The organism is Pseudoxanthomonas sangjuensis (genome assembly GCF_010211755.1).
Lineage (GTDB): Bacteria > Pseudomonadota > Gammaproteobacteria > Xanthomonadales > Xanthomonadaceae > Pseudoxanthomonas_A > Pseudoxanthomonas_A sangjuensis.
The window spans coordinates 1-21,392 of sequence record NZ_PDWR01000003.1 but is presented as its reverse complement, the minus strand read 5'-3'; the positions used below and the strand labels follow the sequence as shown (position 1 = coordinate 21,392).

At 66.5% G+C, this 21,392-nt stretch carries 20 protein-coding genes, 2 tRNA genes and 1 pseudogene; 19 read left to right on the top strand and 4 right to left on the bottom strand.

The window, feature by feature from the left end; all coding sequences use genetic code 11:
• The first annotated feature begins 10 nt into the window (after positions 1 to 10).
• From CSC71_RS02025 to CSC71_RS01995, 7 genes are all read left to right on the top strand, one after another.
• On the top strand, positions 11 to 652 hold the full coding sequence (locus CSC71_RS02025) for an NADH-quinone oxidoreductase subunit J (RefSeq protein ID WP_162372679.1): 642 nt from the start codon (positions 11 to 13) through the stop codon (positions 650 to 652).
• The gene (gene nuoK / locus CSC71_RS02020; RefSeq protein ID WP_162372678.1) at positions 649 to 954 is read left to right on the top strand and encodes an NADH-quinone oxidoreductase subunit NuoK; all 306 of its coding nucleotides are present in this window, start codon (positions 649 to 651) and stop codon (positions 952 to 954) included. The genes CSC71_RS02025 and nuoK overlap by 4 nt, the downstream gene beginning before the upstream one ends.
• Positions 955 to 961: 7 nt before the next feature.
• The gene (gene nuoL / locus CSC71_RS02015) at positions 962 to 3,115 is read left to right on the top strand and encodes an NADH-quinone oxidoreductase subunit L (RefSeq protein WP_162372677.1); all 2,154 of its coding nucleotides are present in this window, start codon (positions 962 to 964) and stop codon (positions 3,113 to 3,115) included.
• Positions 3,116 to 3,134: 19 nt separating this feature from the next.
• Positions 3,135 to 4,649 carry an NADH-quinone oxidoreductase subunit M gene (locus tag CSC71_RS02010; RefSeq protein WP_162372676.1) on the top strand — a complete coding sequence of 505 codons (1,515 nt, stop codon included), beginning with the start codon at positions 3,135 to 3,137 and terminating at the stop codon, positions 4,647 to 4,649.
• A 10-nt stretch (positions 4,650 to 4,659) separates the two neighbouring features.
• Positions 4,660 to 6,108, top strand: coding sequence for an NADH-quinone oxidoreductase subunit NuoN (gene nuoN / locus CSC71_RS02005; protein ID WP_162372675.1), 1,449 nt, complete (start codon positions 4,660 to 4,662; stop codon positions 6,106 to 6,108).
• Between the two features lie 89 nt (positions 6,109 to 6,197).
• Positions 6,198 to 6,274 (top strand) — tRNA-Met (locus CSC71_RS02000).
• A gap of 133 nt (positions 6,275 to 6,407) precedes the next feature.
• On the top strand, positions 6,408 to 6,788 hold the full coding sequence (locus tag CSC71_RS01995) for a hypothetical protein (protein WP_162372674.1): 381 nt from the start codon (positions 6,408 to 6,410) through the stop codon (positions 6,786 to 6,788).
• Between the two features lie 3 nt (positions 6,789 to 6,791).
• Here CSC71_RS01995 and CSC71_RS15720 read toward each other — a convergent pair.
• Positions 6,792 to 7,154 (bottom strand): annotated as a pseudogene (locus CSC71_RS15720) (recombinase family protein); the annotation flags it as partial.
• Complete coding sequence (locus CSC71_RS01985; RefSeq protein WP_246191927.1) at positions 7,066 to 7,638, bottom strand: hypothetical protein; 573 nt, start codon at positions 7,636 to 7,638, stop codon at positions 7,066 to 7,068. The gene CSC71_RS01985 and the pseudogene CSC71_RS15720, both read right to left, overlap by 89 nt.
• Here CSC71_RS01985 and CSC71_RS01980 point away from each other — a divergent pair.
• The 7 genes from CSC71_RS01980 (at position 7,619) to rbfA (ending at position 15,331) form a co-directional block, all read left to right on the top strand.
• Positions 7,619 to 7,963 carry a hypothetical protein gene (locus tag CSC71_RS01980; protein ID WP_162372673.1) on the top strand — a complete coding sequence of 115 codons (345 nt, stop codon included), beginning with the start codon at positions 7,619 to 7,621 and terminating at the stop codon, positions 7,961 to 7,963. The genes CSC71_RS01985 and CSC71_RS01980 overlap by 20 nt on opposite strands.
• Before the next feature lie 204 nt (positions 7,964 to 8,167).
• On the top strand, positions 8,168 to 8,905 hold the full coding sequence (locus tag CSC71_RS01975; RefSeq protein WP_162372672.1) for a type IV toxin-antitoxin system AbiEi family antitoxin domain-containing protein: 738 nt from the start codon (positions 8,168 to 8,170) through the stop codon (positions 8,903 to 8,905).
• Positions 8,902 to 9,816 carry a nucleotidyl transferase AbiEii/AbiGii toxin family protein gene (locus CSC71_RS01970; RefSeq protein ID WP_162372671.1) on the top strand — a complete coding sequence of 305 codons (915 nt, stop codon included), beginning with the start codon at positions 8,902 to 8,904 and terminating at the stop codon, positions 9,814 to 9,816. Before CSC71_RS01975 ends, CSC71_RS01970 begins: the two co-directional genes overlap by 4 nt.
• Before the next feature lie 336 nt (positions 9,817 to 10,152).
• Positions 10,153 to 10,740, top strand: a complete 588-nt coding sequence (gene rimP / locus CSC71_RS01965) for a ribosome maturation factor RimP (RefSeq protein WP_162372670.1) — start codon at positions 10,153 to 10,155, stop codon at positions 10,738 to 10,740.
• A 3-nt stretch (positions 10,741 to 10,743) separates the two neighbouring features.
• A complete protein-coding gene (nusA, locus tag CSC71_RS01960) occupies positions 10,744 to 12,255 on the top strand; it encodes a transcription termination factor NusA (RefSeq protein ID WP_162372669.1) in 1,512 nt (503 codons plus the stop codon).
• Positions 12,256 to 12,350: 95 nt separating this feature from the next.
• Entirely contained in the window at positions 12,351 to 14,972 is a 2,622-nt protein-coding gene (gene infB, locus CSC71_RS01955; protein WP_162372668.1) for a translation initiation factor IF-2, read from the top strand.
• Positions 14,972 to 15,331, top strand: coding sequence for a 30S ribosome-binding factor RbfA (gene rbfA, locus CSC71_RS01950; protein WP_162372667.1), 360 nt, complete (start codon positions 14,972 to 14,974; stop codon positions 15,329 to 15,331). Before infB ends, rbfA begins: the two co-directional genes overlap by 1 nt.
• A gap of 10 nt (positions 15,332 to 15,341) precedes the next feature.
• On the opposite strand, the gene CSC71_RS01945 is transcribed toward rbfA, so the two are convergent.
• Positions 15,342 to 15,788 carry a nuclear transport factor 2 family protein gene (locus CSC71_RS01945; protein WP_162372666.1) on the bottom strand — a complete coding sequence of 149 codons (447 nt, stop codon included), beginning with the start codon at positions 15,786 to 15,788 and terminating at the stop codon, positions 15,342 to 15,344.
• Positions 15,789 to 15,899: 111 nt separating this feature from the next.
• On the opposite strand from CSC71_RS01945, the gene truB reads away from it, so the two are divergent.
• The 5 genes from truB (at position 15,900) to CSC71_RS01920 (ending at position 20,471) form a co-directional block, all read left to right on the top strand.
• Positions 15,900 to 16,853: a tRNA pseudouridine(55) synthase TruB gene (gene truB, locus CSC71_RS01940; protein WP_162372665.1), complete on the top strand. Its 954-nt coding sequence runs from the start codon at positions 15,900 to 15,902 to the stop codon at positions 16,851 to 16,853.
• Positions 16,854 to 17,047: 194 nt separating this feature from the next.
• A complete protein-coding gene (gene rpsO / locus CSC71_RS01935; protein WP_162372664.1) occupies positions 17,048 to 17,308 on the top strand; it encodes a 30S ribosomal protein S15 in 261 nt (86 codons plus the stop codon).
• 151 nt (positions 17,309 to 17,459) lie between these two features.
• The gene (gene pnp / locus CSC71_RS01930; RefSeq protein ID WP_162372663.1) at positions 17,460 to 19,559 is read left to right on the top strand and encodes a polyribonucleotide nucleotidyltransferase; all 2,100 of its coding nucleotides are present in this window, start codon (positions 17,460 to 17,462) and stop codon (positions 19,557 to 19,559) included.
• A 131-nt stretch (positions 19,560 to 19,690) separates the two neighbouring features.
• Positions 19,691 to 19,781: transfer RNA gene (locus CSC71_RS01925), tRNA-Ser, on the top strand.
• A 201-nt stretch (positions 19,782 to 19,982) separates the two neighbouring features.
• Positions 19,983 to 20,471, top strand: coding sequence for a YciI family protein (locus CSC71_RS01920; RefSeq protein ID WP_162372662.1), 489 nt, complete (start codon positions 19,983 to 19,985; stop codon positions 20,469 to 20,471).
• On the opposite strand, the gene CSC71_RS01915 is transcribed toward CSC71_RS01920, so the two are convergent.
• Entirely contained in the window at positions 20,468 to 21,052 is a 585-nt protein-coding gene (locus CSC71_RS01915; RefSeq protein ID WP_162372661.1) for a hypothetical protein, read from the bottom strand. The two genes, CSC71_RS01920 and CSC71_RS01915, sit on opposite strands and share 4 nt — an antisense overlap.
• Positions 21,053 to 21,392 lie beyond the last annotated feature (340 nt).

Below are 21,392 nucleotides of genomic sequence, written 5' to 3'. Positions count from 1 at the left end.
AGAGAGCACGATGGACTGGGTACTGATTACCTTCGACGCCTTCGCCCTGATCGCGGCCATCGCCGCGCTCGGCGTGATCAGCCTGCGCAACCCCGTGCACGCGGTGCTGTGCCTGATCCTGACCTTCTTCTCGGTGGCCTGCACCTGGATCCTGGTCGGCGCCGAATTCCTCGGCGTGGCGCTGGTGCTGGTCTACGTCGGCGCGGTGATGGTGCTGTTCCTGTTCGTGGTGATGATGCTCGACATCGACGTCGCCAAGCTGCGCGAAGGCTGGGTCAGGTTCCTGCCCGTCGGCCTGGTGGTCGCGGTGGCGATGCTGGTCGAGATGCTGGCGCTGATCGGGATCAAGGCCAAGAGCATGGACCCGCTGCCGGCCAACGCCGCGTCGCAGGCCGCCGACGCCTCGAACATCACCTGGCTGGCGAACACGCTGTTCACCGAATTCCTGCTGCCGTTCGAATTCGCCGCGGTGATCCTGACCGTGGCGGTGATCGCGGCGGTGATGCTCACCCTGCGCAAGCGCACCGGGGTGAAGATGCAGAACGCGGGCGAGCAGTCGCGGGTGAAGGCTTCCGACCGCGTCCGCCTGGTCCGCATGCCGGCGGAGACGCCGGCGCCGGCCGTCGCCGAAACCAAGGAGGCCCAGCCGTGATCGCCCTCGGACACATCCTCTTCCTCGGCGCGGTGCTGTTCTGCATCAGCCTGGCCGGCATCTTCCTCAACCGCAAGAACGTGATCGTGCTGCTGATGTCGATCGAGCTGATGCTGCTGTCGGTCAACATCAATTTCGTCGCGTTCTCGCGCCAGCTCGGCGACCCGGCCGGGCAGCTGTTCGTGTTCTTCATCCTGACCGTCGCGGCCGCCGAAGCGGCAATCGGCCTGGCGATCCTGGTCGCGCTGTTCCGCAGCCGGCGCACGATCAACGTGGCCGAAGTCGACTCCCTGAAAGGCTGATGTCCCGATGACCGAAGAAATCGTCCTTTCGAAGAACCTGTTGCTGCTGGTGCCGCTGCTGCCGCTGCTGGGCAGCATCGTCGCCGGCCTGTTCGGCCGCCAGGTCGGCCGCGCCGGCGCGCACTGGGTCACCATCCTCGGCGTCGCCGCCAGCTGCGCCATCTCGTGCTGGGTGCTGTACCAGCTGGTCGGGCAGGGCGCCTCGCCGTTCAACCAGAACGTCTACACCTTCCTGCAGACCGGCGCGTTTTCGTTCCATGTCGGCTTCATGGTCGACAACCTGACCGCGATGATGATGGTCGTGGTGACCTTCGTCTCGCTGCTGGTCCACGTCTACACCATCGGCTACATGGCCGACGACCCGGGCTACCAGCGCTTCTTCAGCTACATCTCGCTGTTCACCTTCAGCATGCTGATGCTGGTGATGAGCAACAACTTCCTGCAACTGTTCTTCGGCTGGGAAGCGGTGGGCCTGGTCTCGTACCTGCTGATCGGCTTCTGGTTCAAGCGGCCGACGGCGATCTTCGCCAACCTGAAGGCGTTCCTGGTCAACCGCGTCGGCGACTTCGGCTTCCTGCTCGGCATCGCCGCGGTGCTGCTGGTGTTCCGCACGCTGGACTACGGCCAGGTGTTCGCCAGCGCGCCGCTGATCGCCGGCGCCAGCGTCGAGCTGGTCGCGGGCCACCCGTGGCAGATCGCCACGATCATCTGCATCTGCCTGTTCATCGGCGCGATGGGCAAGTCGGCGCAGGTGCCGCTGCACGTGTGGCTGCCGGACTCGATGGAGGGCCCGACCCCGATCTCGGCGCTGATCCACGCCGCGACGATGGTCACCGCCGGCATCTTCATGGTCGCGCGCATGTCGCCGCTGTTCGAGCTGTCGGAAACGGCGCTGAATTTCGTGCTGTTCATCGGCGCCACCACCGCGTTCTTCACCGGCCTGATCGGCATCGTGCAGAACGACATCAAGCGCGTGGTCGCGTACTCGACGCTGTCGCAGCTGGGCTACATGACCGTGGCGCTGGGCGTGTCGGCGTACTCGGCGGCGGTGTTCCACCTGATGACCCACGCCTTCTTCAAGGCGCTGCTGTTCCTGGCCGCCGGCTCGGTGATCATCGGCATGCACCACGAGCAGGACATGCGCCGGATGGGCGGCCTGCGCAAGTACATGCCGATCACCTATGCCACCAGCGTGATCGGCACGCTGGCCCTGGTCGGCACGCCGTTCTTCAGCGGCTTCTACTCGAAGGACACGATCATCGAAGCCGCCGCGGTCCACGCCCACGAGGCGCACAACTGGATCGCTAGCTACGGCTACTGGGCGGTGCTGGCCGGCGTGTTCGTGACCAGCTTCTACAGCTTCCGCCTGCTGTACCTGACCTTCCACGGCAAGGAACGCTTCCACGACCCGGCGCCGGACCATTACATCGCGCCGGAAGCGGATTCCACCGAGCACGAGGAAGCACTCGCGCACGAGCACGAAGAGACGCACGGCCACGGCCACGACGACCGCCACGCGCACACGCCGCACGAATCGCCGAAGGTGGTGACCGTGCCGCTGATCCTGCTGGCGATCCCGTCGGTCCTGATCGGCTTCTTCACCGCGGGTCCGATGCTGTTCGGCACCGACTGGCTGGGCCACCACGCCGCCGAACACGGCCCGTGGCCGGCGACGAACTTCTTCGGCGCGGCGATCCAGTTCTACGAATCGGCGCGCGACACCGTCGCCACGGTCGGCGAGGAAGCCTGGCATGGTCCGGTCCGGTTCGCGCTGCACGGCTTCACCGCGTGGCCGTTCTGGCTGACCCTGGCCGGCTTCGCCCTGGCGACCTTCCTGTACCTGTTCCGCCCGGAACTGCCGGCGAAGATGCGCCACAGCAAGCTCGGCGCGTTCCTCGCCAACATCCTCGACCAGAAATACTGGGCCGACCACCTGTGGATCAACGGCTTCGCCGGCGGCGGCGTGCAGCTGGGCAAGCTGTCGCGCTTCTTCGACAGCAAGCTGATCGACGGCGTCGCGGTCAACGGCAGCGCGCGGGTGGTCGACGTGGCCGCCAGCCTGCTGCGCCGCACCCAGTCCGGTTTCCTCTACCACTACGCCTTCGCGATGATCCTCGGCCTGATCGTTCTTCTGGCCGCGCTCATCAAGTACTGGCGCTGACCTGCACGGACAAGACCTCGTGGCGAACTGGCCCCTGCTCAGTATCCTGATCTGGCTGCCGATCATCGGCGGCGCGCTGATCCTCTTCCTCGGCAACGAACGCGTGCGCATGGCGCGCTGGTCGTCGCTGGCGGTCGCGCTGGCGACCTTCGCGCTCAGCCTGCCGCTGTGGACCGGTTACGACCGCGCCAACCCGGCGCTGCAGTTCGTCGAGGACCATGCGTGGGTGCCGAGCTTCGACATCCGCTACGCGCTCGGCGCCGACGGCATCTCGATCGCGCTGATCCTGCTGACCACCTTCGTCACCGTGCTGACCCTGCTCGGCGCGTGGGGCTCGGTGAGCAAGCGCGTGACCCAGTACGTGGCCGCGTTCCTGATCCTGGAGGGCGTCACCGTCGGCATCTTCGCCGCCACCGACGCGATCCTGTTCTACGTGTTCTTCGAGGCCATGCTGATCCCGATGTTCCTGATCATCGGCGTCTGGGGCGGGCCGCGGCGCATCTACGCGGCGCTGAAGTTCTTCCTGTACACCTTCCTCGGCTCGGTGCTGATGCTGGTGGGCCTGATCTACCTGTACCTGAAGGGCGGCAGCTTCCAGTTCGCCGACCTGTACGCGCTGCCGCTGACGATGCAGGAACAGACCTGGATCTTCTTCGCCTTCCTGGTCGCGTTCGCGGTCAAGGTGCCGATGTTCCCGGTGCATACCTGGCTGCCGGACGCGCACGTCGAGGCGCCGACCGCCGGTTCGGTGATCCTGGCGGCGATCGCGCTGAAGATCGGCGGTTACGGCTTCCTGCGCTTCAGCCTGCCGATCCTGCCGGACGCGGGCCACGAGTGGGCATGGCTGGTGATCGCGCTGTCGCTGATCGCGGTGATCTACGTCGGCCTGGTCGCGCTGGTCCAGGACGACATGAAGAAGCTGATCGCGTACTCGTCGGTCGCGCACATGGGTTTCGTCACCCTGGGCACCTTCATCGGCTTCGGCCTGGTCCGCGACTTCGCCAACCTCGACGCGGCCCGGCTGGGCCTGCAGGGCGCGATGGTGCAGATGATCTCGCACGGCCTGGTCTCGGGCGCGACCTTCTCCTGCGTCGGCGTGCTCTACGACCGCATGCACACGCGCATGATCAAGGACTACGGCGGCGTGGCCAACACCATGCCGTGGTTCGCGGTGCTGTTTGTGTTCTTCGGCATGGCCAATGCCGGCCTGCCGGGCACCAGCGGCTTCGTCGGCGAGTTCATGGTGATCCTGGCTAGCTTCCAGAAGCACCCGTACATCGCCTTCGCCGCGGCGCTGACCCTGATCATCGGCGCGGCCTACACCCTGTGGCTGGTCAAGCGCGTGGTCTACGGCGAGGTCGCCAATTCGCACGTGGCCGGGCTGAGCGACGTGAACTGGCGCGAGGCGCTGGTGCTGGGCGGCTTCGCCGCCGGCACGCTGGCGCTGGGCCTGTATCCGAAGCCGCTGACCGACCTGATGGAATCGTCGATCGCGCAACTGGCGTTGCAGCTGGCCAACAGCAAGCTGCTGTAAGGAAGAACGCATGACCACTCCGCTGCTCCCCTCCACCGCCGACCTGCTGCCGCTGCTGCCGGAAGTGACCCTGGTCGCCGGCGCCTTCGTGCTGCTGATCCTCGACCTGTTCGTGGACAACCGCCGGCGCATCGTCACCCACGCGCTGACCCTGCTGCTGCTGGCCGGCGTGCTGTGGATGATCGCCGCCGGCTGCGGCGGGCAGGGCACGGTGTTCAACGGCATGTTCGTGCGCGACACCCTGGCCGACGTGGCCAAGGTGGTGATCCTGCTGGTCAGCGGCCTGTCGCTGGTCTACGCCTGGCCGTACCTGCGCGAGCGCAACCTGTATCCGGGCGAAGTGCCGGTGCTGGTGCTGTTCGCGACCGCCGGCATGATGGTGCTGGTCTCGGCCGGCAGCCTGGTGATGGCCTACCTGGGCCTGGAGCTGCTGGCGCTGTGCTCGTACGCGCTGGTCGCGCTGAACCGCGACGACGGGCTGTCGACCGAAGCGGCGATGAAGTACATCGTGCTCGGCTCGCTGGCCTCGGGCCTGCTGCTGTACGGCATGTCGCTGATCTACGGCGCCACCGGCACGCTGCGCCTCGACGCGATCCATTCCGCCATCGCCAACGCCCCGGACCGTGCGCTGCTGCTGACCGGCGTGGTGTTCCTGGTCGCCGGCATCGCCTTCAAGCTGGGCGCGGCGCCGTTCCACATGTGGCTGCCGGACGTCTACCAGGGCGCGCCGACCCCGATCACGCTGTTCATCAGCGCCGGGCCGAAGCTGGCCGCGTTCGGCATGGCCTACCGCCTGCTCGAGGGCGGCGTCGGCCCGCTGTCGGAGCAGTGGCAACTGCTGCTGGCCGGGCTGGCCGCGGTCTCCCTGGTGATCGGCAACGTGGTCGCCATCGCCCAGACCAACCTCAAGCGCATGCTGGCGTATTCGACGGTCTCGCACATCGGCTTCCTGCTGCTGGGCCTCGCCGGCGGCGGCGCCACCGGCTACGCCGCGTCGCTGTTCTACGGCATCAGCTACGCGCTGATGTCGGTGGCGTCGTTCGGCGCGATCGTGGTGCTGTCGCGGCAGGGCTTCGAGGCCGAGCAGATCGACGACTTCAAGGGCCTGAACGCGCGCAGCCCGTGGCAGGCCGGCCTGGTGCTGTGCGTGATGGCGTCGCTGGCCGGCGTGCCGCCGTTCCTCGGCTTCTGGGCCAAGCTGGCGGTGCTGCGCGCCGCGCTCGGCGGCGACCTGGTCTGGCTGGCGATCCTCGGCGTGGTCTGCGCGGTGGTCGGCGCGTTCTACTACCTGCGCGTGATCAAGGTGATGTACTTCGACGAGCCGGTCGGCGAGGCGCATCCGCCGCGCGCGGGCCGCGTGTTGCCGGTGGTGTTCGGCATCAACGCGCTGGGCCTGCTGGCGCTGGGCCTGTGGTGGAACCCGATCATGGCGTGGTGCGTGAAGGCGTTCGCGGCCTGAACCGAACCCGTCCTTCCGGTCGCCGCGGCCGGGGGATCGGACCGCGGGCTTGCAAAAGCCGGCGCCAATCACCATAATTCCGCTTCTGCTGCGGGGTGGAGCAGTCTGGCAGCTCGTCGGGCTCATAACCCGAAGGTCGCAGGTTCAAATCCTGCCCCCGCTACCACCGTTATCTGACTTGGCTGCTCCGAGTCAGAGTGTTCTGAAGAGGCGGTGATCTCGGCAACGAGGTCGCCGCCTTCTTCTTTTATGTAGATCCGCTCGCCAATGAGCTCCCTGATGGCTTCCCGAGCCGCGGCGTGGTCGCGACTGTAGTCCTCGAGGGACGCAACTATCTTCCGCCAGATCTCCCGCAGCCGGGGAATCAGCTGTGCCGGTTCGGATTGCGCTGCGGATGCCATTTCGGCACGAAGGGCAGAGATCCGGTTCTCCAGGTCGATGAGCCGGGATTTCGTCGCGGGTGTGACGATCCCCGCGAGGATCGCCCGCATCAGGTTCTCGTGCTCGCGCTCGGCGGCTGCAAGCCGCGCCCTGGTGTCGTCCTGCGCTCTTGCCTGTTCCAATGCGAGCTTTACTCCTTGCTGGAATCGCTCGAATGCTTCGTCCGTGAGCAACTGCTCCTTGATGCCGGCAAGCAACGCTGCATCCGCATCGGCGCGAGGGAAGCGAAGCCTGTTTGAGCAAACGGACGGGCCGCGGTCCTTGAACGTGCTGCATCCATACCGGTAGCGATCGATGGCGACGATCGGACCTCCGCATTGAGGGCAGCGCAGAAAGCCGCTGAAAAGGTAGCGGGGGTGTCGTCCCGGATTGACGCTGCGATTGCTGAGCGCCTTTTGACGTGCCTGGGCCGCATCCCAGACTTCCTGGGAAATGATCGCCAGCTCTGGCTTGTCGGTAATGACCCATTCGTTCATGGGCCGTTCTTTCCGGATGCGACGCCCGGTATCCGGGTGTTTAACCCAGTCGCTGCGGTTCCAGATCTGTCGACCCACATAGATGGGATTTGCCAGGATGCCGCAGCCCTGCTTCTGGTCGCCACGGATGGCGGTCCACGACCAGGTACCGCCGCGAGCAGAAGGAATGTGTTCTTGGTTCTTCGAACTTCTCAATGGGCCTGGGCACGACCGGCGTGCCACCGGTCGCCAGCTCCAGCAGGGCCTCGGCAGCCTCACCGGGGAGGTGATCCACCAGTTCCAGCAGACTGTCTTCATCCGCCACGCGCACATCCCCCAGCCACTCCGGGGGCACGCCGTAAGCAAGCAACTGTTCGTCGCTGTATTTGGCGAACAGTGTCTTCGGCGCTGGCTTGGCCGTTTCCACGTACTTGGGAATGGAGATTTCCTGTACGCGCTCGCGGATCTCGACCAGCTGTGCAGCGCCGGTGGTGGGGTGTGTTTCCAGCATGCGACGCTCGGCCCACTGATAGGCCTTGTCGTGGTGATCGACGTAGCAGAGCAGCAGGCTGCCAGCAGTCTTGTGGACGATCAGACGGATACTCGCTGCACAGATGACGCGCCTGTTGAGCATCCGTCGTTACGCATTGCATGCACGGCACTGGCGTCGGGTGCTGTTGATGCATGCAGGACGCTCGAATCGGGAGCATTCGACTCAAGCGCAGGAGTTGGAAGCAGATTTCAGCAAGCTGGTTCTTTCGACCGTGTTTGTCCTTCCTGCCGCATTGGCACTGATGTCGGTCGGCTTTGCCTGGCTTGCGTGGGTGTCGCATCCGCCGATGGCAGTCGAGTTCCTGGTGTTCGTGCAACTGGTGCTGCTGATTGCATCGATCACTACGATGACGACTTGCGGGTGGCGTCTGCGGCGCGTCAAGCAAGATTGGCGTTTGGAGCCATGATGTCGCCTGGTTTGCCGCGCTCATTCCGCCCGAATCCCGCAAGAGGGTAGGGCTGGCTCCTGCGTTGGTCAGGCAGGCGCTGACAAGGTAACCAGTGCCTTGACGACGCAAGCATTTGATATATTTGAACGAATCGTAGTTAGAATACGACAGTACTTACTTTTTCAAATTGACTTTATTTGAAAAGGGTGAAATAGTCGTAGCATGGCTACGATAGGAAAAAACAAGCTAAATGCCCTTTATGCCCAGGTCAGGCTGGGAGCCCCCGTGGCTTCCGAAGATCTGGCAGCACTGGGCATATCTGCCGATCTGGCCGTGCACTACGTCCGGGCAGGGTGGCTGACCCGTCTGGCGCGCGGCGTGTATTGCCGCCCCAACGAGCCCCTGGCCCTGCATCCCAGCCTTGTCCTACTGCAACGAAAGCTGGAGGGCCTGCACGTGGGGGGCAAGACCGCGCTGGACTGGCATGGCCTGCGCCACTACGTATCGCAACAGCCGGTGCTGGACCTGTATGGCTGGGCGGCGGGTCGCTTGCCGGATTGGTTCGTGCAGCGGTTCCCCGCCGAGTATCACCGCAAGCGGTTGTTCGACGAGCTGCCGGAAGCCCTGTTGCATGTGGGTCCGTTCGAGAAGCGCGAAGGGGCACCCCAGGTCTCGATGCCCGAGCGGGCGTTGCTGGAATTGCTGAGCGAAGTGGGGGTCCGCCAGCCGTTGCAGGAGGCTCGGGAACTCGTGGAGAGCACCTATAGCCTGCGCGCGGACGTGTTGCGCGAACTGTTGCAGCGCTGCACCAGCGTCAAGACCGTACGCTTGTGCCTGCAACTTGGCCGGGAAGCCTCGCTGCCCTGGGTGGCCAAACTCGACCCGGCCACGCTACCGACCGGCAGCGATCGTCCCTGGGTGTCCCGATCGGCCGAAGGGCTACTGGTGCTGAAGCAATGACGCCTGCCTATCTCGAAACCGCGCGCATGCTGGTGCAGGTTGCGCCAATGATCCTGGGCGATGACACCTTCGCGCTGAAGGGCGGCACGGCCATCAACCTGTTCGTGCGCGACATGCCGCGGTTGTCGGTCGATCTGGATCTGGTGTTCCCCGACCACACCTTGCCGCGTGAGCAGGCGCTGGAACGGATCCGTGCGGCCCTCCGGCTGGCCGGCGAGCGATTGGGGACACGGGGATTCCAGACGTATGCCCCGGGCGACGATGGCGCCGAGACGAAGCTGTTGGTCCGGCGGGGAGGCATCGAGGTCAAGGTCGAGGTCAATTACGTGATGCGCGGTACCGTCCAGCCGGTGCGACGAGCCGGGCTCATGCCCGTTGCCCGCGACACGCTGCTCGCCGACCTTGAGGTGCCCATGGTGTCCCTGGAGGATCTGTACGGGGGCAAGCTGGTCGCGGCGATGGATCGCCAGCATCCTCGCGACCTGTTCGACGTGATGCAGCTGTTCGAGCACGAGGGCATCACGCCGGGCATCCGACGCGCCTTCGTCGTGTATCTGGCCAGCCACAACCGGCCCGTGCACGAAGTGCTGTTCCCCGTGCTGCGGGATGTCCGGCACGACTATGACCGCAACTTCGTTGGCATGACCAACGAACCCGTGTCGATCGACGCGTTGCTCGCCGCGCGTGATCGCCTGATCCGCGAACTCCAGGAGGGGCTGGACGGGCAGGAGCGGCAATTCCTGCTGTCGCTGGTCGCGGGGGAGCCTGACTGGTCCCTGCTGGGCATGCCCCATCTCGAACAGCTGCCGGGCATTCGATGGAAGCTGCAGAACCTGCTGCGGTTGCGGGATGCGGATCCGGCAAGATTCGCCGAGCAGTCGCGGTTGCTGGAGGACCGCTTGTCCCGCTAAGCCCTGTCCCGAGCCTGAAGAGGGACGGCTGGAGTGAGTTCTTCGCGGCAGCCTCGGGCTTGGCTCAGCTACCGCTTTCCCGTATCATGCCCGGCCTCGGCGAGGGATCGGCACCCTGATCTGCGATGTCAGATAGGGGAGGTATCGAGCCCCCGCTACCATTTCCGGTTCATGGAAGCCTCCGAATACCGAGGCTTTTTTACTGGCCCGGGCTTGGGCTCGCGAACGCTCAGTGCTCCATGCGTTCGCATCCAGCGTCATCGGACAAGGGCCCATCGGGCCCTTTGTCGTTTCTGGATTTCCGTTTCCGGCGCATCAACAGCACTTGGTCGACACGTGAGCGAAAAGGCGAAGCAAATCTCGGCGTTGCTGGCCCCGACGGTGCAATCCCTCGGGCTGGAACTGCTGGGCGTCGAATACCTGCCGGCGCCGGGCAGCGCCACGCTGCGCCTGTACATCGACGTGGCCGAGGCAGAGCGCGAGACCCGCGTGGTCGACATCGACGACTGCGAGAAGGTCAGCCGCGAGGTGTCGGCGCAGCTGGACGTGGAAGACCCGATCTCCGGCAATTACACGCTGGAGGTGTCGTCGCCCGGCATCGAGCGCCCGCTGTTCGCGCTGGAGCATTTCGCCCGCTTCGCCGGCGAGACCGCGAAGGCGGTGCTGAAGCTGCCGCAGGACGGCCGCCGCCGCCTGCAGGGCGAGATCCTTCGCGTCGACGGCGACAACGTGGTGTTCGCGGTCGAGGGCGCCGGCGAGTTTTCCGTCGCCATCGACAACATCGAGAAGGCGAAGCTGGTGCCGGACTGGGTGGCGCTGGGCCTGGCGCCGCAACCGAAGAAGAAGCCGTCGGCGGGCAAGCCCGCCGGCAAAGCCAAGAAAACCCCAAAGCAACCTGCGGCGAAGCAGCCGCGTGCGGAGTGAGAAATGAGTAAGGAACTGTTGCTCGTCGTCGATGCGGTCGCCAACGAAAAGGGCGTGCCGCGCGAAACGATCTTCGATGCGATCGAGGCCGCGCTGGCGTCGGCGGCGAAGAAGCGCTACCCCGACCAGGACGTGCTGACCCGCGTCTCCATCGACCAGCGGGACGGCAGCTACGAAACCTTCCGCCGCTGGGAGGTCGTGGCCGACGACGTGGTGATGGAATCGCCGGACCGGCAGATCCGCCTGATGGACGCGGTCGAAGAGGCCGAGGGCGTCGAGGTCGGCGACTACATCGAGGAGCAGATCGAGAACCCCGACTTCGGCCGCATCGCCGCGCAGGCCGCCAAGCAGGTGATCGTGCAGCGCGTGCGCGAGGCCGAGCGCCAGCAGGTCGTCGATGCGTGGAAGGACCGCGTCGGCGAGCTGGTCACCGGCGTCGTGAAGCGCGCCGAGCGCGGCAACATCTACGTCGACCTCGGCGGCAACGCCGAGGCCTTCATCCCGAAGGACAAGGGCATCCCGCGCGACGTGCTGCGCGCCGGCGACCGCGTGCGCGGCTACCTGTACGACGTGCGCAGCGAACCGCGCGGCCCGCAGCTGTTCATCAGCCGCGCCGCGCCGGAATTCATGATCGAGCTGTTCAAGCTGGAAGTGCCGGAAGTCGGCCAGGGCCTAGTCGAGATCAAGGCCTGCGCGCGCGACCCCGGCGACCGCGCCAAGATCGCGGTGATCGCCCACGACACCCGCACCGACCCGATCGGCGCCTGCATCGGCATGCGCGGCTCGCGCGTGCAGGCGGTGTCGAACGAACTCAACGGCGAGCGCGTCGACATCGTGCTGTGGAACGAGAACCCGGCCAATTTCGTCATCAACGCGATGGCGCCGGCCGAGGTGCAGTCGATCATCGTCGACGAGGAAAAGCACTCGATGGACCTGGCGGTGGCCGAGGACCGGCTGGCGCAGGCGATCGGCAAGGGCGGGCAGAACGTGCGCCTGGCCAGCCGCCTGACCGGCTGGCAGCTCAACGTGATGACCGCCGACCAGGTGCAGGCGAAGTCCGAGGCCGAACAGGCCGTCGCCCGCCAGCTGTTCATGGACAAGCTGGAAGTCGACGAGGAAATCGCCGCGATCCTGGTCAGCGAAGGCTTCAACACGGTCGAGGAAATCGCCTACGTGCCGGTCGGCGAGCTGCTCGCGGTCGAGGGCTTCGACGAGGACATCGTCGAGGAACTGCGCTCGCGCGCCCGCGACGCGCTGCTGAACGAGGCGCTGGCCGAGGAGGAGGTGCTGGAGGAGCACCAGCCGGCCGAGGACCTGCTGGCGCTGGAGGGCATGGACGAGGAAACCGCCTACGCGCTGGCCTCGCACGGCGTGCGCACCAGCGAGGACCTGTCCGACCTCGCCGCCGACGAAGTGGTCGAATTCGGCATCGAGGGGCTGGACGAAAAGCGCGCCGCCGCGTTGATCCTGGCCGCGCGCGCCGAGGAGATCGCCCGTCTGGAGCGCGGCGAATGAAACTGCGATGAACGCCGCCCTGTTTCGTGCAGGGCTTAGAATCTAGCGTTTCCCGTGCCGACGGCGCGGGAGCGCCCACAAGCCACGGGATCCGAATGTCGCAACAAACCACCATCCGCAAGCTCGCCGAACTGGTCAACACGCCGGTCGAAAAACTGCTGGAACAGCTGGCCGAGGCCGGCATGAAGTTCAGCGGCCCCGACCAGGTCGTGACCAGCATGGAGAAGGTCAAGCTGCTGGGCTTCCTGAAGCGGGCGCACGGCAAGGCCGACAAGGCCGCCGACGCCGACGTGCCGAAGAAGATCACCCTGAACCGGCGCAAGGTGCAGGAAGTGACCGTCAGCGCCGGCCGCACCAAGTCCACGGTCGCGGTCGAGGTGCGGCAGAAGCGCACCTACGTCAAGCCGACCGAGAACGATGCGCCGGCGCCGACCTCGGCGACCGAGACGGACCCCGAGCGCGCCGAGATCCTGCGCAAGCTGGAGGAATCCAAGCAGCGCAACCTGCAGGAGCAGCAGCAGCTCGCCGAGCGCGACCGCAAGCGCGCCGAGGAGCTGGAGCGCAAGCGCCAGGAAGAGGCCGCGCGCGCCGAGGAAGAGGCCGCGCGCCTGCGCGCCGAGGCCGAAGCGGCGGCGTTGGCCGCCGAGGACGGCGACGAATCGGCGCGGCCGCCGCGCACGGGCGGCCACCACGTGCCGCGCACGCCGGCCAAGGCCAAGGAGCCGGCGCGCGTCGACGACCGCGGCGCGGGCGCCCACAAGCTCAAGCCGCGCGGCTCGCATGCGATGGTCGCCGGCGTCGAGGACGACGACGCGGCCAGCCGTTTCGCCGGCCAGCTGCACCTGTCGGCCGCCGACCGCGCCCGCCGCGGCGCCGCGCGAGGCAAGCCGAAGCCGGTCAAGCGCACGCTGGATTCGCGCGGCGGTTCGCACGGTTTCGAGCGCCCGACCGCGCCGACCGTGCGTGAGGTCGCGATCGGCGACAGCATCACCGTGGCCGACCTGGCGCAGAAGCTGGCGCTGAAGGGCGGCGAGGTGGTCAAGGCGCTGTTCAAGATGGGCGTGATGGCCACCATCACCCAGACCATCGACCACGACACCGCGGTGCTGGTCACCGAGGAGCTCGGCCACAAGGCCGTGCGCGCCGATACCAACGACGCCGAGGACGCGCTGCTGGCGCATTCCGGGGAAGTGCAGGGCGAATTGCTGCCGCGTCCGCCGGTGGTCACCATCATGGGCCACGTCGACCACGGCAAGACCTCGCTGCTGGACTACATCCGCCGCACCAAGGTCGCTTCCGGCGAGGCCGGCGGCATCACCCAGCACATCGGCGCCTACCACGTCGACACGCCGAAGGGCACGATCAGCTTCCTCGACACCCCCGGCCACGCCGCGTTCACCTCGATGCGCGCGCGCGGCGCCAAGCTCACCGACATCGTCGTGCTGGTCGTCGCCGCCGACGACGGCGTGATGCCGCAGACCAAGGAAGCGATCCAGCACGCCAGGGCGGCGAAGGTGCCGCTGATCGTCGCGATCAACAAGATCGACAAGTCCGACGCCGACCCGTCGCGGGTCAAGAACGAGCTGCTCGGCGAGGAAGTGGTCGCCGAGGATTTCGGCGGCGACACCCAGATGGTCGAGATCTCGGCCAAGACCGGGCAGGGCATCGACAACCTGCTCGACGCGATCTCGCTGCAGGCCGAAGTGCTCGAGCTGAAGGCGGTCGTCGATGGCCGCGCCAGCGGCGTGGTCATCGAGTCCTCGCTGGACAAGGGCCGCGGCCCGGTGGCGACGGTGCTGGTGCAGCAGGGCACGCTGAAGAAGGGCGACTACCTGGTCTGCGGCATCCAGTACGGCCGCGTGCGCGCGCTGTTCGACGAAACCGGCAAGCAGCCGGAGTCGGCGGGCCCGTCGATCCCGGTGCAGCTGCTCGGCCTGTCCGGCGTGCCGGATGCCGGCGACGACTTCGTCGTGGTCGAGGACGAGCGCCTGGCCAAGGACGTGGCGCAGCAGCGCGACGCCAAGCGCCGCGAATCGCGCCTGGTCCAGGCCGCGGGCAACCGCATGGAAGACATCCTGGCGCAGATGGGCAAGGGCGGCGGGCAGCAGGTGCTGAACCTGGTGGTCAAGGCCGACGTGCAGGGTTCGGTGGAGGCGCTGAAGCAGGCGCTGACCGCGCTCAGCAACGAGCAGATCCGCATCAACGTGATCGCCTCGGGCGTCGGCGGCATCACCGAGTCCGACGCCAATACCGCGGTCACCTCGAAGGCCACGGTCATCGGCTTCAACGTCCGCGCCGATGCCTCGGCGCGCAAGATCATCGAGGCCAACGGCGTCGACCTGCGCTACTTCTCGATCATCTACGACGTGATCGACCAGGTGAAGCAGGTGGCTTCCGGCCTGCTGGGCGTGGAGATCCGCGAGGAGATCATCGGCATCGCCGAGGTCCGCGACGTGTTCCGCAGCTCCAAGTTCGGCGCGGTCGCCGGCTGCATGGTCGTGGAAGGCGTGGTCAAGAAGAACAAGCCGATCCGCGTGCTGCGCGACTCGACGGTCATCTTCGAAGGCGAGCTGGAATCGCTGCGCCGCTTCAAGGAGAACGTCGAGGAAGTGCGCAACGGCACCGAGTGCGGCATCGGCGTGAAGGCCTACGACGATGTCAAGCCCGGCGACCAGATCGAGTGCTTCGAACGCATCGAGGTGCAGCGGACGCTGTAATGCCGACCAAGTCGTTCCATCGCACCGACCGCGTATCCGCCCAGCTCCGCCGCGAGCTGGGCACGCTGGTGCACGTCGCGGTACGCGAGCACCGGTTGCCGTCGGTCAGCGTGTCCGACGTCGAGGTCACCCGCGACCTGGCCCATGCCAAGGTCTTCGTCACCGCATTGATGCCGGAGAAGTCGGCCGAAGCGGTGAAGGGCCTGCAGCAGCTGGCGCGCGAGATCCGCATGCAGCTGGCGCGGGCGATGAAGCTGCGCCACGTGCCGGAGCTGCACTTCCACTACGACGATTCGGTCGATCGCGGCGAACGCATCGATCAGTTGCTGCGCGACAAGCCGCTGGGCGAAGGCGAGTAGCTCCTCGGCGTCAGGGCGCCCGTGTCGCCTGGGTAAACGCGACCTGCCAGCGGCCGTCTCGTTTGCGCCAGATGTCCGAAAATCGCAGCCGTACCGTGAAGGGCTGACCGGAGGCGAGGTCGGTGCCCTTCAGCGTTGCCACGCCTGCCATCACCACTGCATCGCCGAGCAGGCGGACCGTCTCGTCCTCGACATGGAACGGTTCCAGACGCATGCCGCGGTAGTCCTCGATGAACTGCCGCTTGTCTTCCACCTGGCCCTGGCTGTTGTACAGGACGTAGTCGTCGGCGAGCAGTCGATCCAGTTCCGCTTCGTCGCTGCGCAACTGGGCGCGATCGAAATCGGCGACAGCCTGGCGGAGGTCGTCGGGGAGGGCGGCATGGGGATCTTCGTTGGCCATGGCAGGGAAGTGCGGTAGCAGGAAAGTGGCAAGCAGCAGGATGGAAACGGTCTTCATGGAGATTCGCCGCGATGATCCCGCCGCCAAGGATACGGCTGCCGACGATAACGGGTGGATGGGGCCGCGCGTAGTGCACAGGTTCCGGCCACGGCCACTACAATCGCGCCGATGACGCAAAAGCCCGCCAAGCCGGCCAAGACCGCCTTCCGCCGCCTCGACGGCATCCTGCTGCTCGACAAGCCGCGCGGGCTCAGCTCGAACCAGGCGCTGCAGCAGGCGCGGCGGCTGTTCCGCGCCGAGAAGGGCGGGCATACCGGCAGCCTCGACCCGCTGGCCACCGGCCTGCTGCCGCTGTGCTTCGGCGAGGCGACCAAGATCGCCGGCAACCTGCTCGGCTCGCGCAAGGCCTACGACGCCGTGGCGCGCCTCGGCATCGTCACCGATACCGACGACGCCGATGGCCAGCCGCTGCGCGCGCGCGAAGTCGGGCGTTACACGATCAAGCAGATCGACAAGGCCCTGCGCGGCCTGACCGGGAAAATCGAGCAGCGCCCGCCGATCTATTCGGCGCTCAAGCGCGGCGGCGAGCCGTTGTACGCCAAGGCCCGGCGGGGCGAAGCCATCGAGGTCGAGAGCCGGCCGGTCGAGGTCTTCCGGTTCGACCTGCTGTCGGCCGCCGACCTGCTCGACGGCGGCGAGCCGCTGCTGCGGCTGCGGGTCGAATGCGGCTCCGGCACCTACGTGCGCAGCCTGGTCCGCGACCTCGGCGAGGCGCTGGGCTGCGGCGCGCACGTGGCCGAACTGCGCCGGCTGTGGGTCGCCCCGTTCCGCGAACCGCGGATGTGGACGCTGGAGGCCCTGCAGGCGCTGGCCGAGCGCGACCCGCGGGCGCTCGACGCCTGCCTGCTGCCGGTCGAGGCCGGGCTGATCGGCCTGCCACGGATCGACCTGACCGACGAGGCGGCGGCCCGCTTCGTCCAGGGCCAGCGCATCGGCGGGGTCCCGGGCCCCGCCGGCACGGTGGCGGTGTTCGCCGCCAGCGGGCGGGCGCTGGGGCTGGGCGAATTGAACGCGGAACGCCGGCTGGCCCCGCAGCGGCTGTTCAACTGGCAGGTCCCGTAGCGCGCGCGCCGCCCGTCCCCCTGCCGAACGCGGGTTAAAGCCTTGTTCCAAAAGGCCCCTGCGTCTACAATATGCGCGCCCATTTCCGGGCACCCGGCCATTCGGCCATTCCACAAGCGACAGGCGGACCAGGTGGTGCGCGCGGAGGACAGCCCGCGTTCCTGCCGGCCACGCGTCATCACAGAGAAAACACCATGTCCATCGACACCCAGAAAGTCATCGCCGACAACGCGCGCGGCGCCAACGACACCGGTTCGCCGGAAGTGCAGGTCGCCCTGCTGACCGCCCGCATCACCCAGCTCGGCGAGCACTTCGCGATCCACAAGAAGGACCACCACAGCCGCCGCGGCCTGCTGCAGCTGGTCAACCGCCGCCGCAGCCTGCTCGACTACCTGAAGAAGAAGGACGTCGAGCGCTACAAGGCCCTGATCGAGAAACTCGGCCTGCGTCGTTAATTCGAGATACCCGCCGCGGCGCAGCGATGCGCCGCGGTTCGTTTTTCCGGAACCAAAAGCAGTTTCACGCCAATAGTTACAGGCCGGGCCATCCGGCCACCCGCCCGCGGCAGGGGTCGCGCGCGGTCCAACCAGAGATCAAGGAACCAACGTGGCAAAAATCACCAAAACCTTCCAGTACGGCAAGCACACCGTCACCCTGGAGACCGGCGAGATCGCCCGCCAGGCCAGCGGCGCCGTCATCGTCAACATGGACGACACCGTACTGCTGGTCAGCGCCGTCGCCGCCAAGAGCGCGCGCGAGGGCCAGGACTTCTTCCCGCTGACCGTCGACTACGTCGAGAAGTTCTACGCCGGCGGCCGCATCCCCGGCGGCTTCTTCAAGCGCGAAGGCCGTCCGACCGAGAAGGAAACGCTGGTTTCGCGCCTGATCGACCGCCCGATCCGCCCGCTGTTCCCCGAGGACTACAAGAACGAAGTGCAGATCATCGCCCAGGTGATCTCGCTGAACCCGGAAGTCGACGGCGACATCCCGGCGATGATCGGCGCCTCGGCTGCGCTGGCGCTGGCCGGCACGCCGTTCCAGGGCCCGATCGGCGCGGCCAAGGTCGGTTACAAGGATGGCCAGTACATCCTCAACCCGACCGTGTCCGAGCTGAAGGAATCGAAGCTTGAGCTGGTCGTCGCCGGCACCAGCAACGCCGTGCTGATGGTCGAATCCGAAGCCGCGCTGCTGAGCGAGGAAGTGATGCTGGGCGCCGTGACCTTCGGCCACCGCGAACTGCAGAAGGTCATCAACGCGATCAACGAGCTGACCGTCGAAGCCGGCACCAAGCCCAGCGACTGGGTCGCCCCGGCCAAGAACAACGCGCTGATCGCCGAGCTGAAGGCCGCCATCGGCGGCAAGCTGGCCGATGCGTTCAAGATCCACGACAAGCTGCAGCGCCGCGACGCCATCGCCGCGATCAAGAAGGACGTGACCGAGCAGCTGGCCGGCCGCATCGAGGCCGAAGGCTGGGACAAGGCCGAGCTGTCGAAGGAATTCGGCGAGCTCGAATACCGCACCATGCGCGACTCGGTGCTGGACACCAAGGTCCGCATCGACGGCCGTGCCCTCGACACCGTGCGCCCGATCAGCGTGAAGGCCGGCGTGCTGCCGCGCACCCACGGCTCGGCGCTGTTCACCCGCGGCGAAACCCAGGCCATCGTCATCACCACGCTGGGCACCGCCCGCGACGGCCAGATCATCGACGCCATCGCCGGCGAGTACAAAGAGAACTTCCTGTTCCACTACAACTTCCCTCCGTTCTCGGTGGGCGAGTGCGGCCGCTTCGGCGCGCCGAAGCGCCGTGAAATCGGTCACGGCCGCCTGGCCAAGCGCGGCGTGCTCGCCGTGATGCCGTCGCTGGAAGAGTTCCCGTACACGATCCGCGTGGTTTCGGAGATCACCGAGTCGAACGGTTCCTCGTCGATGGCCTCGGTCTGCGGTTCCTCGCTGGCGCTGATGGACGCGGGCGTGCCGGTCAAGGCGCCGGTCGCGGGCATCGCGATGGGCCTGGTGAAGGAAGGCGACCGTTTCGTCGTCCTGTCCGACATCCTTGGCGACGAAGACCACCTCGGCGACATGGACTTCAAGGTGGCCGGTAGCGCCGAAGGCATCTCCGCGCTGCAGATGGACATCAAGATCGACGGCATCACCGAAGAGATCATGAAGGTCGCGCTGGCCCAGGCCAAGCAGGGCCGCCTGCACATCCTCGGCGAAATGAGCAAGGCGCTGACCGCGCCGCGCGCCGAGCTGAGCGAATACGCCCCGCGCCTGCTGACCATCAAGATCCACCCGGACAAGATCCGCGAAGTGATCGGCAAGGGCGGTTCGGTGATCCAGGCGATCACCAAGGACACCGGCACCCAGATCGACATCCAGGACGACGGCACCATCACCATCGCCTCGGTCAACGGCGCCGCCGCGCAGGCCGCGAAGGCGCGCATCGAGCAGATCACCAGCGACATCGAGCCGGGCCGCATCTACGAGGGCAAGGTCGCCAAGCTGATGGACTTCGGCGCGTTCGTCACCATCGCCCCGGGCAAGGACGGCCTGGTCCACGTGTCGCAGATTTCCAGCGAGCGCGTCGAGAAGGTGTCCGACAAGCTGAAGGAAGGCGACATCGTCAAGGTCAAGGTGCGGGAAGTCGACAAGCAGGGCCGCATCCGCCTGTCGATGAAGGCCGTGGAAGAAGGCGAAACCGCCTGATCCCCGACTCCATCTCCCCGCTCGTGGGGAGATGGCGCCCGAAGGGCGGGCGAGGGGCGCTTTGCTTGTCCGCAAGGCCCCGAATCCCTAAAATGCACGACCCCGGCGCACGGCGCCGGGAAAGCCATCCCGGGAAGGTGGCAGAGTGGTTGAATGTACCTGACTCGAAATCAGGCGTACGTTTATAGCGTACCGGGGGTTCGAATCCCCCCCTTCCCGCCAGACAACAAAAAGCCCCCGCAAGGGGGTTTTTTGTTGTCTGCAGGATGCGGCGGAGGGAATCGCCGCAGGGTTCGGCCAATCGGCAGGATTGCCGATTGGCACGACTTCGCACGGCGCAGTCGCCCGCAGGGCGAGGACCATGGATGGCCCGAGTGAATCCCCCGGCGTAGGATGCCCGCATCTTCCACCAGGGGACGAACCATGCGTATCGCGAAACCGACCGCCGTCATCGTCTGCCTGTCGTTGGCCTTCTGCGCCTTCGCGCAAACGCCCCCTGCCGGCGCGGTCGCCGAAGGCGAACCCGCCGCCTACGACGCCGAGCTGGCGAAATCACTGGGCGCCGATGATTACGGCATGCGCAGCTACGTGTTCGTGGTGCTGAAGACCGGGCCGACACGGGTGCCGGACGGCGAGGCGCGCGACGAAATGTTCAAGGGCCACATGGCCAACATCGAGCGGCTGGCGGGCGAGGGCAAGCTGGCCTACGCCGGGCCGCTCGACGGGGTGGACGGCTGGCGCGGCATCTTCGTCTTTGCGGTGGACGACATCGAGGAGGCGAAGAAGCTGGTGGCGACCGACCCGGTGATCGTCAACGGCGAGATGGTCGCCGAATACCACAAGCACTACGGCTCGGCGGCACTGATGCAGGTCAACGGCCTGCACGGGAAGATCGCCAAGGAGAAGTTCTAGGGACGCAGCGCCCGGATCCAGCCGGGCCGCGACGCGGCATCGACCCGGATGGGTTGCCGGGTGCGGCCCTGGTTGCCGGGCGACCTTCGGTACAGGACGGTCAGCTCGGTCTTCCAGCCGTCTCCGTCGGGCACTTCGCGCCGCACTTCGAACGGGTCGTTGTCGATGCGATGCCGCAGCGGGCGGTGCGCGATGCGCCCGGGCTCCTTCTTGCTTTCGATCGGGAATGCCAGGTCGCCGTCCGCATACATGGCCTTGTGCCGGCTATGCGAGCCGTTCGAGCCCCAGATGTAGTAGATGATTTCCCGGTTTTCGTCGTCCCATGCGAACAGGGAGTCGCCCTGGAATTGCTCCACCCTCTTGCCGTCCTGCTGCGCGGAAAGCGTCGCGGTGCCGCGGATGAATTGGTCGAACTGGCCGCTGTAGCAGTGGGAATGCTCGGTGACGCCGTCCGGAAGCGTCCCTTTCCAGCATGACCCGACCATGTCGGCGAACCATCCGAACTTGCTGAGTGGCTCCCCGGCGATGGCGACGAGTGGGGCCAGGCATAGAAGAGCCGGAAAGACTTTGCGCATCTTCATGACTCCAGGTCGATGGAGGTACAGCCGTTGTGCTTGGCGCCTGAATTAAGCCGCGCCGTGGAGTGGCTTCGGCTTGGATGAATTATTAGGGAGCTGGCTCGACAAGCCGAGCCAGCTCCGCTTCTGTGTAAAACGTTACCCGCTCGACCCGCTGGCCGTTGAGAAGATCTAGCAATGGACCGTAATCGTAGCCAGGCGCCTCAGCCGACCCAGGGGTTCACCCCCGTTTTCACGGACACTTACGAGAAGGCCGATCAAGGCCATGAGGAGTGTTCATGTCGAAGCGAAGGAAGTTCAGCACCGAGTTCAAGCGCGGTGCGGTTGAGCAGGCCAGCCAGCC

What these genes read in the sequence shown, in the direction of transcription:
- infB (WP_162372668.1), top strand. Translation starts at nt 12,351, where the DNA reads ATGTCGCAACAAACCACCATCCGCAAGCTCGCCGAACTGGTCAACACG.
- nuoL (WP_162372677.1), top strand. Translation starts at nt 962, where the DNA reads ATGACCGAAGAAATCGTCCTTTCGAAGAACCTGTTGCTGCTGGTGCCG.
- truB (WP_162372665.1), top strand. Translation starts at nt 15,900, where the DNA reads ATGACGCAAAAGCCCGCCAAGCCGGCCAAGACCGCCTTCCGCCGCCTC.
- rpsO (WP_162372664.1), top strand. Translation starts at nt 17,048, where the DNA reads ATGTCCATCGACACCCAGAAAGTCATCGCCGACAACGCGCGCGGCGCC.
- CSC71_RS01980 (WP_162372673.1), top strand. Translation starts at nt 7,619, where the DNA reads ATGACGCGCCTGTTGAGCATCCGTCGTTACGCATTGCATGCACGGCAC.
- CSC71_RS01920 (WP_162372662.1), top strand. Translation starts at nt 19,983, where the DNA reads ATGCGTATCGCGAAACCGACCGCCGTCATCGTCTGCCTGTCGTTGGCC.
- CSC71_RS02025 (WP_162372679.1), top strand. Translation starts at nt 11, where the DNA reads ATGGACTGGGTACTGATTACCTTCGACGCCTTCGCCCTGATCGCGGCC.
- nuoN (WP_162372675.1), top strand. Translation starts at nt 4,660, where the DNA reads ATGACCACTCCGCTGCTCCCCTCCACCGCCGACCTGCTGCCGCTGCTG.
- nusA (WP_162372669.1), top strand. Translation starts at nt 10,744, where the DNA reads ATGAGTAAGGAACTGTTGCTCGTCGTCGATGCGGTCGCCAACGAAAAG.
- CSC71_RS01915 (WP_162372661.1), bottom strand. Translation starts at nt 21,052, where the DNA reads ATGAAGATGCGCAAAGTCTTTCCGGCTCTTCTATGCCTGGCCCCACTC.
- CSC71_RS01945 (WP_162372666.1), bottom strand. Translation starts at nt 15,788, where the DNA reads ATGAAGACCGTTTCCATCCTGCTGCTTGCCACTTTCCTGCTACCGCAC.
- CSC71_RS01985 (WP_246191927.1), bottom strand. Translation starts at nt 7,638, where the DNA reads ATGCTCAACAGGCGCGTCATCTGTGCAGCGAGTATCCGTCTGATCGTC.
- CSC71_RS01970 (WP_162372671.1), top strand. Translation starts at nt 8,902, where the DNA reads ATGACGCCTGCCTATCTCGAAACCGCGCGCATGCTGGTGCAGGTTGCG.
- CSC71_RS01975 (WP_162372672.1), top strand. Translation starts at nt 8,168, where the DNA reads ATGGCTACGATAGGAAAAAACAAGCTAAATGCCCTTTATGCCCAGGTC.
- rbfA (WP_162372667.1), top strand. Translation starts at nt 14,972, where the DNA reads ATGCCGACCAAGTCGTTCCATCGCACCGACCGCGTATCCGCCCAGCTC.